The organism is Escherichia sp. KTE159 (assembly GCF_000408805.1).
GTDB lineage: Bacteria > Pseudomonadota > Gammaproteobacteria > Enterobacterales > Enterobacteriaceae > Escherichia > Escherichia marmotae.
In genome coordinates this window covers 2019839-2033688 of record NZ_KE137292.1, presented here as the reverse complement: position 1 = coordinate 2033688, position 13850 = coordinate 2019839, and the positions used below count along the sequence as shown (strand labels likewise).

The window sequence follows — 13850 nt, the reverse complement described above, 5'->3', positions numbered from 1 at the left end:
CTATGCTTTTTTCTTAATTCTCTGAAAACAACAGTAAAAGAATGAGGAAAGCATCATGCCACTCTCAAAGCTCCAGGCCGGTTCACTGGTTTTGATAGCCGCCGTGAGCCTGCCGCTACAGGCGGCTTCCCCCGTTAAAGTCGGTTCGAAAATCGATACCGAAGGCGCACTGCTCGGCAACATCATTTTGCAGGTGCTGGAAAACCACGGCGTTCCCACGGTAAATAAAGTCCAGCTTGGCACCACGCCAGTGGTGCGCGGGGCGATTACTTCGGGCGAACTGGATATTTACCCGGAATACACCGGCAATGGTGCTTTCTTCTTTAAAGATGAAAACGATGCGGCATGGAAAAACGCGCAACAAGGCTACGAGAAGGTCAAAAAACTCGATGCAGAGCAAAACCAGTTAATCTGGCTGACGCCCGCACCTGCGAATAACACCTGGACCATCGCCGTGCGTCAGGATATGGCAGAAAAAAACAAACTCACTTCGCTTGCCGATCTCAGTCGTTATCTGAAAGACGGTGGCACCTTTAAACTGGCGGCCTCGGCAGAGTTTATTGAACGCGCCGATGCGTTGCCCGCTTTTGAAAAAGCCTATGAATTTAAACTCGATCAGGAGCAGTTGCTGTCACTGGCAGGTGGCGACACGGCAGTGACGATTAAAGCCGCAGCCCAGCAAACGTCCGGCGTTAATGCGGCGATGGCCTACGGTACTGACGGCCCGGTAGCAGCGCTGGGGCTACAAACATTAAGCGATCCGAAAGGTGTCCAGCCAATTTACGCGCCTGCGCCAGTGGTGCGTGCGTCGGTGTTGAAAGAGTATCCGCAAATGGCGCAGTGGCTACAGCCTGTCTTCGCCAGCCTCGATGAAAAGACGTTGCAGCAATTGAATGCCAGTATTGCTGTAGAAGGGCTGGACGCGAAAAAAGTGGCTGCCGACTACCTGAAACAAAAAGGGTGGACGAAGTAATTTCCCGTGGCGCATCTTCGTATTAACTCTGTTCTGGCGTTGCTGCTGTTACTGATGGCAATAGCAGCGGCGTTGCCGTTTATCAGTTACGCACCTAACCGATTAGTTTCTGGTGAAGGTCGACAACTCTGGCAGTTGTGGCCGCAAACCATCTGGATGCTGGTGGGCGTTGGTTGCGCATGGCTGACTGCTTGTTTCGTTCCCGGAAGAAAAGGCAGCATTTTTGCTTTTCTCCTCGCGCAACTGGTGTTTATTTTGCTGGTATGGGGGGCAGGAAAAGCCGCGACGCAACTGGCGCAAAGTGGTAGCGCCCTGGCGCGTACCAGCCTCGGCAGTGGCTTCTGGCTGGCTGCGGCGCTGGCGCTGCTGGCCTGTAGCGATGCTATCCGGCGAATTTCCACGCATCCGCTATGGCGCTGGTTGCTGCATATTCAGATCGCCATTATTCCGTTGTGGTTACTGTTCTCTGGCACGCTTAACGATCTTTCGTTAATGAAAGAGTATGCCAACCGTCAGGATGTATTCGATGATGCACTGGCTCAACATCTGGCACTGCTGTTTGGTTCGGTACTGCCTGCGCTGGTTATCGGCGTACCATTGGGCGTCTGGTGCTACTTTTCCACCGCGCGGCAGGGGGCGATTTTTTCTTTACTCAATGTCATTCAGACCGTGCCTTCGGTGGCGCTGTTTGGTTTGTTGATCGCACCGCTTGCCGGACTGGCCGCTACCTTTCCGTGGCTGGGGACGCTCGGCATAGCAGGAACAGGCATGACGCCAGCATTGATTGCCCTGGTGCTCTATGCCTTGTTGCCGCTGGTGCGCGGCGTGGTAGTGGGCTTGAACCAGATCCCGCGCGATGTGCTGGAAAGCGCCAGAGCAATGGGCATGAGCGGGGGGCAGCGATTCCTTCATGTCCAGTTACCTCTGGCGCTGCCGGTATTTCTGCGCAGTCTGCGGGTGGTAATGGTGCAGACCGTCGGTATGGCGGTGATTGCGGCGTTAATTGGCGCGGGCGGTTTTGGTGCGCTGGTTTTTCAGGGACTGTTAAGCAGTGCCATTGATTTAGTGTTGCTGGGGGTGATCCCGGTGATTGTACTGGCGGTGCTGATCGACGCGCTGTTCGATTTGGTTATCGCACTGCTGAAGGTGAAAAGTCATGATTGAATTTAGCCATGTCAGCAAACAGTTCGGCACGCAAAAGGCCGTTAACGATCTCAATCTCAATTTTCAGGAGGGGAGCTTTTCGGTGCTGATTGGCACGTCAGGCTCCGGTAAATCAACCACTCTGAAGATGATCAACCGCCTGGTGGAGCACGACAGTGGCGTGATCCGTTTTGCCGGAGAAGAGATTCGTTCGCTGCCAGTGCTGGAGCTGCGCCGCCGAATGGGCTACGCCATTCAGTCGATAGGTTTATTTCCCCACTGGAGCGTGGCGCAAAATATCGCCACCGTACCGCAATTACAAAAATGGTCGCGGGCGCGAATTGACGATCGTATCGACGAATTAATGGCGCTACTGGGGCTGGAGGCAAATTTACGCGAGCGTTATCCGCATCAGCTTTCCGGCGGTCAGCAGCAGCGCGTGGGGGTTGCCCGTGCACTGGCTGCCGATCCACAAGTCTTGCTGATGGATGAACCGTTTGGCGCACTGGATCCGGTAACGCGCGGCGCGTTGCAACAAGAGATGACGCGCATTCACCGTTTGCTGGGGCGCACCATTGTGCTGGTGACTCATGATATCGATGAGGCGCTGCGCCTGGCGGAGCATCTGGTGCTGATGGATCATGGTGAAGTGGTGCAGCAGGGCAATCCGCTGGCGATGCTTACCCGTCCGGCGAATGATTTTGTGCGCCAGTTTTTTGGTCACAGCGAGCTGGGCGTGCGCCTGTTATCGTTACGCAGTGTGACCGATTATGTGCGCCGCAACGAACGTGCTGAAGGTGAGGCGCTGGCAGAAGAGATGACGCTACGTGATGCACTCTCATTGTTTGTCGCCCGTGGCTGTGAAGTGCTGCCGGTGGTTAACGCTCAAGGCCAACCTTGCGGCACACTGCATTTTCAGGATCTGCTGATGGAGGCGTAATCGCATGAAAATAGTGCGCGATCCGCTTTTCTGGTTGATTGCCCTGTTTGTGGCGCTGATTTTCTGGCTGCCATACAGCCAGCCGCTGTTCGGTGCCTTATTCCCACAACTGCCGCGGCCTGTTTATCAGCAAGAAAGTTTTGCTTCCCTGGCGCTGGCCCATTTCTGGCTGGTGGGGATCTCAAGTTTGTTTGCCGTGGCTATTGGCGTCGGTGCAGGAATTGCGGTCACTCGCGCGTGGGGCGCGGAGTTTCGCCCGATGGTGGAAAACATAGCCGCCGTTGGGCAGACTTTTCCACCCGTAGCGGTACTGGCGATTGCCGTTCCGGTGATGGGGTTTGGTCTGCAGCCAGCGATTATTGCGCTGATCCTTTATGGTGTATTGCCCATCTTACAGGCGACACTTGCCGGACTGGGAGCGATTGATGATAGCGTGACAGACGTTGCCAAAGGTATGGGAATGAGCCGGAGTCAGCGATTGCGTAAAGTGGAGTTACCGTTGGCCGCACCAGTGATTCTGGCTGGCGTGCGGACTTCGGTGATTATCAACATTGGCACGGCGACCATCGCCTCAACGGTCGGGGCCAGCACGCTGGGAACGCCGATCATCATCGGACTTAGCGGATTTAATACCGCTTATGTCATTCAGGGGGCGTTGCTGGTGGCACTGGCGGCGATCATCGTAGACCGCCTGTTTGAACGGCTGGTGCAGCGACTTAGCCAGCACGCAAAATAAAGGTATAACCTGCGAGCATGACGCCACCGACACCGCCTAACGCCATCAACAGGAACAGGGTGATAACCCCAATTTTAGCTATGCGCATAATGCACTCCTTATGTTAACGAAAGGATTGTACAGTAAAGCGCATTTGTTAACGAATCATTAAATGCCAAGCGGAAAAATATCATGTCCTTGCTCTTGCCAGTGGGTAAGTTGCTGCTGCTGGGCGGGAGACTGGTTGTCACCGCACCATACCAATAATGTTCGGCCTTCGAACAGTTCCGGGCGTAGCTGATTGAGCGAGTGAGCGAGAACATCAATACGCCATCCCTGTTGGCTGGCGATCCAGCCTTCCAGCCACAGGCGGGTGGTGTCCTGAATATTCCAGCCGACGACCAGCGCATCTTTGCCCTGTTTTTTACGTGCCGAGGCCAGACAAATGGCGATGTAGTTGATCAACACGCCATCAAGGATCGCCAGCAACGTCTGGAGGGTTGGCTGCTGACACTGAAGCCGTCGGCGCAGAGGAATAAACAGATGAGTGGTGAGGGTCTGAGCGGGATAATCCTGACCGCGCTCTTTGATCCACATTCGCAGACTTTGCAGATTGCCGCTTTGCAGGTAATTAAGCAGAGTTTCTTGCTGATCGCGCCAGCCGTTCTGCACATCAACATTTTCATTACTGAGTAGCATTTTGACTTTGCTCACCTGCACGCCGTTGTCGATCCAGCGTTTGATCTCCCGGATCCGGTCGATATCCGCATCGTTGAACAGGCGATGACCGCCGTCGGTTCGCTGTGGTTTCAGCAATCCGTAACGTCTCTGCCACGCGCGTAACGTGACAGGATTGATATCACAAAGCAACGCCACTTCACCAATTGTGTAAAGCGCCATCCATCCTACCACCCTTGCTCGCGAGGTCCCGGTTTAACTTTAGACGTAGTTTTGCGAACCAGGTAGTTTTGCCCGTTTTTTGTTCATCTTCAGGGTGATTTTGTTTTTGCCAGATTGTTTTGAGTGATCGTAATCACGAATTCTCATTTTTCTGCAAGAGTTCAAAGAAAGTTAAACGCAGGCAATGTATGTTACGCATGTTTAAGGGATCTGTGGTTTGCGGGTATGTACGATTTTAATCTGGTGTTGCTGCTGCTTCAGCAGATGTGCGTTTTTCTGGTTATCGCGTGGTTAATGAGTAAAACGCCATTATTCATACCATTAATGCAGGTCACGGTTCGTCTGCCGCATAAATTTCTCTGCTATATCGTCTTTTCCATCTTCTGCATCATGGGCACCTGGTTCGGGCTGCACATTGACGATTCTATTGCCAACACCCGGGCGATTGGCGCGGTGATGGGCGGCTTACTGGGCGGCCCGGTGGTGGGCGGGCTGGTTGGTCTGACCGGCGGGTTACATCGTTACTCGATGGGAGGCATGACCGCGCTGAGTTGCATGATCTCGACCATCGTCGAAGGTTTGCTCGGGGGGCTGGTACACAGCATCCTGATCCGTCGCGGGCGCACCGATAAAGTCTTTAATCCGATTACCGCAGGTGCTGTTACATTCGTCGCGGAAATGGTGCAGATGCTGATTATTCTGGCGATTGCCCGACCTTATGAAGACGCCGTGCGTCTGGTGAGTAATATCGCTGCGCCGATGATGGTAACCAACACCGTGGGCGCGGCGCTGTTTATGCGCATTTTGCTTGATAAGCGCGCGATGTTTGAAAAATACACTTCGGCTTTTTCTGCCACGGCGCTGAAAGTGGCAGCCTCGACAGAAGGGATTTTGCGCCAGGGCTTTAATGAAGTGAACAGCATGAAAGTGGCGCAAGTGCTCTATAAAGAGCTGGATATTGGGGCGGTGGCGATTACCGATCGTGAGAAACTGCTGGCGTTTACCGGAATTGGCGATGATCACCATCTGCCCGGTAAGCCAATCTCTTCTACGTACACCTTAAAAGCGATAGAAACCGGCGAAGTGGTGTACGCCGACGGCAACGAAGTGCCTTACCGTTGTTCTCTGCACCCGCAGTGCAAGTTAGGTTCAACGCTGGTTATTCCATTGCGTGGCGAAAATCAGCGGGTGGTGGGAACCATCAAATTGTATGAAGCGAAAAACCGCCTGTTCAGTTCGATCAACCGCACGCTGGGTGAGGGGATCGCACAACTCCTTTCGGCGCAGATCCTCGCCGGGCAGTATGAGCGGCAAAAAGCGATGCTTACGCAGTCGGAAATCAAGCTGTTACACGCCCAGGTGAATCCCCATTTCCTGTTCAATGCGCTTAATACCATTAAAGCGGTGATCCGCCGCGACAGTGAGCAGGCCAGTCAACTGGTGCAGTATCTTTCTACTTTTTTCCGCAAAAACTTAAAGCGGCCTTCGGAGTTTGTTACTCTCGCTGACGAGATTGAACATGTGAACGCTTATCTGCAAATTGAAAAGGCGCGTTTTCAGTCGCGCTTGCAGGTCAATATTTCTATTCCGGAGGAATTATCCCAGCAGCAGTTGCCCGCGTTTACCCTACAACCGATAGTCGAAAACGCCATTAAACATGGGACATCGCAACTACTGGATACCGGGAGAGTGGCAATTAGCGCGCGCCGTGAAGGGCAACATTTAATGCTGGAGATCGAAGATAATGCCGGTTTGTATCAACCGGTAACCAATGCCAGCGGGCTGGGGATGAATCTGGTGGATAAGCGTTTACGTGAACGGTTTGGCGATGACTATGGGATCTGCGTCGCCTGTGAGCCTGATAGTTACACCCGAATAACGTTACGACTGCCATGGAGGGATGAGGCATGATTAGAGTCTTAATTGTCGATGATGAACCGTTAGCACGGGAAAACCTGCGCGTATTTTTGCAAGAGCAGAGCGATATTGAAATCGTCGGTGAGTGTTCAAACGCCGTGGAAGGGATTGGCGCGGTGCATAAACTGCGCCCGGATGTGCTGTTTCTCGATATCCAGATGCCGCGCATCAGTGGTCTGGAAATGGTGGGGATGCTCGACCCGGAACATCGTCCATATATCGTTTTTCTGACTGCGTTTGATGAATACGCCATTAAAGCCTTTGAAGAACATGCTTTTGATTATCTACTGAAGCCGATTGATGAAGCGCGGCTGGAGAAATCCCTGACCCGCCTGCGTCAGGAACGCAGCAAGCAGGATGTTTCCTTGTTGTCGGAGAATCAGCAAGGACTGAAATTTATCCCTTGTACCGGTCACAGCCGTATTTATTTGCTGCAAATGAAAGATGTGGCATTTGTCAGCAGTCGGATGAGCGGTGTTTACGTCACCAGTCACGAAGGTAAAGAGGGCTTCACTGAACTGACTTTACGCACCCTGGAGAGTCGTACGCCGCTACTGCGTTGTCATCGGCAGTATCTGGTTAACCTCGCGCATTTGCAGGAGATTCGTCTGGAGGATAACGGCCAGGCGGAGTTGATTTTGCGTAATGGCTTAACCGTTCCGGTCAGCCGTCGTTATCTGAAAAGTTTAAAAGAGGCGATTGGCCTGTAAAAGACTGCTAAAATGGCTTTTTGCCTCATCAACACCTGAAGGCCTCATGCTAAGTAACGATATTCTGCGCAGCGTGCGCTACATTTTAAAAGCCAATAATAACGACCTGGTGCGTATTCTCGCGCTGAGCAATGTTGAAGCTACCGCCGATCAGATCGCTATCTGGCTGCGTAAAGAAGACGAAGAGGGATTTCAACGTTGCCCGGACATTATTTTGTCTTCATTCCTGAATGGCCTGATTTATGAAAAACGCGGCAGGGATGAGTCTGCACCGGCACTGGAGCCGGAACGTCGTATTAATAACAACATTGTGCTGAAAAAATTGCGCATCGCGTTTTCGCTGAAAACCGATGACATTCTGGCGATCCTCACCGAACAGCAGTTCCGTGTTTCCATGCCGGAAATTACTGCAATGATGCGCGCACCGGATCATAAAAACTTCCGCGAATGCGGTGATCAATTCTTGCGTTATTTTCTGCGAGGGCTGGCAGCGCGCCAGCATGTGAAGAAAAGCTAAGACGGATATGGCGGCCATGTAAGAACATGGCCGCCGACAGATTATTTCACTTCTTTAAAGCCTGCGGCTTTCATCACCAGTTCCATTTGCGCCATAGTGATGCCTTTTTTGGCATCTTCAGCAGAAATGTTGATGCCAGAAATACCCTGCAGGGCTTTAAAATCAACTTTCTCCATATCGATAGTTACGTTTTCCTGTGCGTAAGTATCTGTAAAAGTTAATTTTTCTTCAACGCCAGCAATGTTTTTATATTTTGCGCTTAACGGCTCAAGCGTTTTAGCTGCATCTTCTTTGTTAGCCGCACCGATGGATGCGAACTGAATTTTAGTTTCTGAAGATTGCTTAAGTACCTTGTCGCCTTTGTAGACATAGGTAATGGCAATTTCAGTACCGTTCAGATTGGCACTAAATTTCTTTGATTCTTCTTTGTCACCACAGCCAGCGAGAGAGAAAACCAGAACAGATGCAACAACGAGGGAAAACAGCTTGTTGAAAGCCTTCATGTAAAACTCCATTTTATCAAGATCAGAAAACTGGTGACTCTCACCAGGGCGCTATAGAATATTCTTTATACCTCGTCTTGAGCAGTCCGGAAATGGAGTAGAACTCTTAATAAAAAGCATTTTTCCCCCTTGTTGCTCAAGCATCAGTAACAACTGTTCGCAGAGTAAAACGCAGTTGTTTAATGTTTCACCCAGAGCCTCTCCCTCTGTAGTACGCAATTGATTCAACAAATGTGCCAGCCGGTAAAAGCCCTCCCCGGTCAACTCATTTACCAGCAAGCCGACCTGACTGATGACACTTTGCCCCTGATAGCGCCAGCCGTTATGTAGCACCTGAATTAATAATGACTGGCAGCGCATCAACAACTGATGAGCGGTGGACGGCACAGGAAGAACGCTGGCGGAAGGTAGCGGTGCCACAGACGCAGTTTCTGCATCCAGCGCCCAGGCGCGAGATTGCGTCATCATCACCCGTGGCTCCAGCGTTAACTGTCCTTCGGTAAAACTGACGAATCCAGAAACCAGACACACGGGATCATCTTGCTGTCGTAACAGGGACGCCATGCGTTCAACGGCAAAGGGTGAGCTGGCAGAGGCTGGCAGTGATAACGTCAGCATATTATCTTCGCCTTCGCCACTGATTACCTGCGCATCCAGTGTCTGGCGGCTGCTGTCCCAGCCAAGTGAAATACACTCAGCCACAGGCAGAATAAATAAATTATCCACCTGATTAAGCGGGCGAACGGAGACTGGCGGGCGCTGGCGTAAGTATTCCCGTAACGCTACGATTCCCGGCTGGCGCAGTGGCGCACTCAGCATTTGCCACGCATCCGGAGACAGTGGAACGACGCTGCTTAAGCGGTTGCGCGTACCTAACAACAGCTCACCTTCGGCACTGCGTTTCGCTGCTTGTGAGACGATTTGCCCTCCCGCCAGCGCCCCTGCCTGAAAGGTAAATAGCCGACGCGTTGCCGCAGGCGCGTTTTCCTGTTCACTTCTCGGCCAACTGCGTGAAAGGTGCAAAATACTACCGGTGTCGGGGTCGGTGAACCAGATCCGTAAACCATACTGTTGGAAGTCTTGCCAGCTACGCATACCTAATGACACCAGCCGCAGATGATCCAGTTTTGCTTCTCCGGCAATCCCTGCGCCAACGACCGTGCGCCACGGCATGGGCGGTACTTCACCGACACAGTCACGTCGTACCATCTCTTGTGCACTGGCTAACCGACTGTTTAATGCTGCAAGCTGGCGCAAACATTCTCCTGCGTGATAGTGGCTGGCGCGGGCGTGGAACGCATCAACGCTGGCACGCAGTTGCCGTAGCGATTCACTTACCCATCGCCAGTTGCAGGCTTCTGCCGCTTGCCGGGCGCGGCTGAATGCTGCCTCGTAATGAATTAACGGCTGGCTGATCCCCCCCAGCCATAACGCGTAACTTAATTGCTGGACATATTTACGACAGGCTTTGCCCTCATCGCTGGCAAATGGATCGTCATTTGATGCGATTTGTTCGCTGCGCATCTGCCAGAGCAAATGAGAAAATTCTGCCTGCTGTGCTTTGGCCTGGACGAATGCCTGCACTGCCAGTACCACGTGTTCGCACAGCGTTCCTTCAATGCAATCACAACGGGCGAAACGAATACTGCTGCGGGAATAAAAACGCACATCGCTCATCGGTAAGCGGGCAGAGGGAATTTCGCCTGGCGCGCAGAACAGTTCAATAGTTATACCTTTGGCGACCAGGGATTGTGCGCGTTTGTGCGAGGCAGTGGGCAGGGTAGTCAGTTCTTCCAGCCAGATTGCCGGGGGCCATTCCTCTGCTTTTTCCGTGGGCTGAGGGGTAGCACAAAGTCGCTGATAACTTAACACCAACATCACGCGATGGCGGCACATGCCGCTGGCCCCGCAGCTACACTGGGCCTCTTTCAGAGCCTGACCGTTTGCCAGTTGGCTGCGTGTACCGTCACTGAAAGTGGCGATCAGTGTGCCGCTCTCATGGCTAATTTCTGGGATATTGCCATTTTCCAGTTCCTTAAGGCTGCGCTTAACAAAACCGGCATTACTTAACGCTGTCAGTGCCTGTGGCGTCAGTTCTAATAATTCCGGGCGTAGTGAATTCATGACTGAAGATTCTCCGCCAGCCAGGAAGCCAGTTCACCCGGCGTCATGGCAGCTATTTGTGCACCGACATTGACCAATGCCTGGGCCATATCCCGGTCATAACAGGGGGTTGCTGTGCTGTCGAGCGCCGCCAGCCCCAGCACCTTGATGCCGCTTTGAACACACTGCTTCACCTGGTGGATGAGTGATGACGATGTTCCGCCTTCATAAAAATCGCTTACCAGAACAATCACGCTTTTACCTGGTTGTTCAATAAGTTGACGGGCGTACTCCACTGCACTGGCGATATGCGTTCCACCGCCCAGTTGCACTTTCATTAATAACTCTACCGGGTCGGCAACGTCGGCAGTGAGATCTACGACGCTGGTATCAAATGCCACCAGATGGGTGCGAATGCCGGGTAATTGCCATAAACAGGCCGCCATCACTGCTGAGTGGATCACTGAATCAACCATCGATCCGCTTTGATCGACCAGTAAAACCAGTTGCCATTGTTCACTATGGCGCTTAATGCGACTGTTAAAGCGGGGTGATTCGATATACAACTTGCCGCGTTTGGGGTCCCAGTGCTGCAGGTTGGCCCGCAGGGTACTTTTGAAATCGAAATTGCGCGCCAGGGGAATATGCGAGCGGCGACGGCGGTCACGCACACCAGAAAAAGCCTGACGAACTTCTTTGGCCAGCCGCGCCATAATTTCTTCAACAACCTGGTGCACTATCTTGCGAGCGGCTGCCAGCACCTCGGGATTCATCAGATGTTTAGTGTGCAATACGGCGCGTAGCAGGCTTTCGGAAGGTTGCATGCGTTCCAGCACTTCAATATTTGTCACCACATCTTCTATGCCGTAGCGCAGCACGGCGTCGCTTTCCAGTCGCTCAATTACCTGCTGTGGGAAGAGCGTGTGAATATCATTGATCCACTCGGGCGTTGTGAGAGTTGAACTGCCCAGCCCTCCGTGCCGTTCACCGCGTTGAATGCGCTCAGGATCGCGCCCGTATAGCCACTCCAGGGCGTGGTCTATCCGTCGGGCGTTGCCATCAAGACCGCAAAGGGTAGTTTCAGCCGCTTCACCAAGAATCAATCGCCAGCGCTGTAGCTCACGGGTAGTCAGAAGGTCGTTCAGTTCAGACATGGAAAACTCCCCAGTGTTGCAGTGACGCCAGTGCCTGCTGTTCCAGTTGTTGATGATGAGCAATGGTTTGCGGTGGACAATGTAACGGCATTTGCAGTGCCGGGACGGGGAGCTGCGCCAGTTGGTAATGCTCAAGCACCTGATGCGCCAGCGCCCCGCGTTCTCGAGGCGGTAGCCAGGCCATCGCTGCACGTAAATCGGGCAGAGCGTTAATAAAATCGGCGTCGCTAAGTTGATTCAAATGAGTGCTGAAACCGGCGATAAATGCAGGCTGAGAAGCCAGTTGATGGCGAGCCAGCGCCAGCAAACCATGTAGGGCTTCGCCTGACTCAGTCGGGGATAATTGCGCCAGCATATCCAGTGCGCTTTCGGCACTGGCGTTGGGATGTTCCAGACGCATCAGCGCACCGAGAGCCGCGCCGCGATCCAGCGCCGGGGCATGAATCGCCTGACTACGGCGCTCCAGTAAGGCCAGGGCGGCGGAAAGCGAAACACCTGGCAGTTGAATGCCACAATGGAGATCGCGCAGGATATGGCACAGCGCCTGCCAGCTATGCAAATGGGCGTGAAATTCTTTTTCGTCCGGCCTGCCGTTGGATTCACATAACCACAACGTTCGATCTATCGCCGCACACAGTGTGGTTTGCAGTATTAGCGCCCCTTGCATACCGCCAGTCTCATCCAGACGCCACAAGGCATAAAGCACTTCCAGCGCCTGACCCATTTCGGCAAACTGATTTTCCTGGGCGATTAATAATGTGAGTTGCTCCAGTAATTGCTGACTGAAGGACTCCAGACCAGCTAACGCCGCCTGGCTAAGACATGTGGTGATGTTGCCGATTCCTCCTGTGTCCAGCATATCGGCTTCTAATTTATTGCGTGCGGCTTCCAGGAGTGTGGCACCAAAGCAGGCGGCCTCAATCAATGCCGCATGTTGGCTAAGCGGCAGGGTTAATTTCCATTGTTCTTCACCGTTACCCGCAAGCGTCAGTGTACTTCCCTGCTGGCGCACTATCCCCGGGATCTCCAGTATCGTCAGCCGATGCAACACCTGACTTTGTACCAGCCCGCAGGGGGTAAAGCGATTTAACGCCAGGTTGGACGGAAGAGTGATTTCGGTACGTTCCAGTTCAGACGTGACATCTTTTGGCAGCGGCGGTTGTGGCGTGGAGGGGGCTAGTTTACCGAATCTGGCACCCGCTAATGTGTCTATCAACGTTAGCAGAATTGGATCGGTATCGGGATGAATGATCCCGCGATAGCTCCACGGCAACGGCGCGTTTAATGCCTCTTTAATAAGCGATCCGGCTAATGCATCCAGCCAGTCACTGCGTAGCGGCAATCTGTGACCGCGCAATTGTGCCAGTGCCATCGCATGTAGATGCGCGGCAGCCATATCAGCGGTAGATGCGGGTAAGTGGTGCTGGCGCAAACGGGTAAGAATCGTTTTAAGTAACAGCTCACCTGCGCGTTGCAAACCAAATTTCCAGCACCAGTTTTGCCAGACCGGAGCAGGCATTCCTGAAAGGTATCCCGCCAGCACATCAAGGCGCTTTTCACTGTATGGCGTGAGATAACAACCGGTCACTGCATCCGGTAATGAGGGTAGCCTGGGTTTTCTCTCTTCCTGAGAATATTGGCGCCACAATTTTTCCAGTGCAGGGGCATGCCAGCCACCGCAGACGACTAATACATTGCCGTTGTTTTGCTGCATCGCCCAGGCAATCCAGCGGGCCATAAAGGCTTCGCGCTGGCGATTTACCGAATCACCCGCATCATTACCACGAAGTTGCACAAAGTATTGCGCCAGAGCGGATTGAAGTGTGGACTGCTGGCTTTCATCTTCGAACAGGTGATCCCACAGGGTATCGCTGTTATCCATACTGGTCGCGAGTAGCAGTAAGGCCTGATGGTCATTAGCCGCAACAGGTTCATCTTCATCTTCTTCACTCTGTGCCCAGCAAGGTAAATCGATAAACCAGGTTTGTGCCTGGATGCTGCGGGCAGCATGTAGCGCCTGCCACTCAGGTGAAAACTCGGCAAATGGGGTCCAGGCACCGCGCCCTGGGGCAACACCGTCCTGATACTGACAATAACTGTATATGGCTACCGGAAGCTGGTGGACTAAAAACAGTTCATCTACCCGGTCATTAAAATCGGCCGGTCCTTCAATCAACACGTATCGCGGTTGCTTGCTTTCAATTAGCGATTTCACCAGACGGGCGCAGGCCGGACTATGGTGCCGGATGCCGACAATTAACGGCTCACTCATGCA

13 protein-coding genes are annotated in these 13850 nt (G+C 52.9%); 7 read left to right on the top strand and 6 right to left on the bottom strand.

Annotated elements, in window-relative coordinates; genetic code table 11:
* The first annotated feature begins 55 nt into the window (after positions 1-55).
* From osmF to A31E_RS11850, 4 genes are read left to right on the top strand one after another with little or no spacing between them, the layout of a single operon-like run.
* Entirely contained in the window at positions 56-973 is a 918-nt protein-coding gene (gene osmF, locus A31E_RS11835) for a glycine betaine ABC transporter substrate-binding protein OsmF (RefSeq protein WP_001131224.1), read from the top strand.
* 6 nt (positions 974-979) lie between these two features.
* Positions 980-2137 (top strand): ABC transporter permease, encoded by a 1158-nt coding sequence (locus A31E_RS11840; RefSeq protein WP_016248960.1) that lies wholly within the window; start codon positions 980-982, stop codon positions 2135-2137.
* Positions 2130-3056, top strand: a complete 927-nt coding sequence (yehX, locus tag A31E_RS11845) for a glycine betaine ABC transporter ATP binding protein YehX (RefSeq protein WP_000569388.1) — start codon at positions 2130-2132, stop codon at positions 3054-3056. The genes A31E_RS11840 and yehX overlap by 8 nt, the downstream gene beginning before the upstream one ends.
* 4 nt (positions 3057-3060) lie before the next feature.
* Entirely contained in the window at positions 3061-3792 is a 732-nt protein-coding gene (locus A31E_RS11850) for an ABC transporter permease (RefSeq protein ID WP_001516698.1), read from the top strand.
* Here the strand turns inward: A31E_RS11850 and A31E_RS11855 are convergent.
* Together A31E_RS11855 and mlrA are read right to left on the bottom strand one after the other, a co-directional pair.
* Complete coding sequence (locus A31E_RS11855; protein WP_016248959.1) at positions 3773-3880, bottom strand: protein YohO; 108 nt, start codon at positions 3878-3880, stop codon at positions 3773-3775. The two genes, A31E_RS11850 and A31E_RS11855, sit on opposite strands and share 20 nt — an antisense overlap.
* Positions 3881-3939: 59 nt before the next feature.
* Positions 3940-4671, bottom strand: a complete 732-nt coding sequence (mlrA, locus tag A31E_RS11860) for an HTH-type transcriptional regulator MlrA (protein WP_001240391.1) — start codon at positions 4669-4671, stop codon at positions 3940-3942.
* Positions 4672-4896: 225 nt separating this feature from the next.
* Between mlrA and btsS the strand changes: the two genes are divergently transcribed.
* From btsS to A31E_RS11875, 3 genes are read left to right on the top strand one after another with little or no spacing between them, the layout of a single operon-like run.
* Entirely contained in the window at positions 4897-6582 is a 1686-nt protein-coding gene (gene btsS / locus A31E_RS11865) for a two-component regulatory system sensor histidine kinase BtsS (RefSeq protein WP_016248958.1), read from the top strand.
* Positions 6579-7298: a two-component system response regulator BtsR gene (gene btsR / locus A31E_RS11870; protein ID WP_001516696.1), complete on the top strand. Its 720-nt coding sequence runs from the start codon at positions 6579-6581 to the stop codon at positions 7296-7298. Before btsS ends, btsR begins: the two co-directional genes overlap by 4 nt.
* A gap of 46 nt (positions 7299-7344) precedes the next feature.
* Positions 7345-7815, top strand: a complete 471-nt coding sequence (locus A31E_RS11875; RefSeq protein WP_001516694.1) for a YehS family protein — start codon at positions 7345-7347, stop codon at positions 7813-7815.
* A 41-nt stretch (positions 7816-7856) separates the two neighbouring features.
* Here the strand turns inward: A31E_RS11875 and A31E_RS11880 are convergent, their stop codons facing one another.
* The 4 genes from A31E_RS11880 to A31E_RS11895 are packed head-to-tail and all read right to left on the bottom strand — an operon-like array spanning position 7857 to position 13847.
* Positions 7857-8318 carry a YehR family lipoprotein gene (locus A31E_RS11880; protein WP_001516693.1) on the bottom strand — a complete coding sequence of 154 codons (462 nt, stop codon included), beginning with the start codon at positions 8316-8318 and terminating at the stop codon, positions 7857-7859.
* Between the two features lie 51 nt (positions 8319-8369).
* The gene (locus A31E_RS11885) at positions 8370-10442 is read right to left on the bottom strand and encodes an SWIM zinc finger family protein (protein ID WP_016248957.1); all 2073 of its coding nucleotides are present in this window, start codon (positions 10440-10442) and stop codon (positions 8370-8372) included.
* Positions 10439-11575 (bottom strand): vWA domain-containing protein, encoded by a 1137-nt coding sequence (locus A31E_RS11890; protein WP_001292790.1) that lies wholly within the window; start codon positions 11573-11575, stop codon positions 10439-10441. The genes A31E_RS11885 and A31E_RS11890 overlap by 4 nt, the downstream gene beginning before the upstream one ends.
* Positions 11568-13847, bottom strand: a complete 2280-nt coding sequence (locus A31E_RS11895; protein ID WP_016248956.1) for a DUF5682 family protein — start codon at positions 13845-13847, stop codon at positions 11568-11570. Before A31E_RS11895 ends, A31E_RS11890 begins: the two co-directional genes overlap by 8 nt.
* Between the last annotated feature and the right edge of the window lie 3 nt (positions 13848-13850).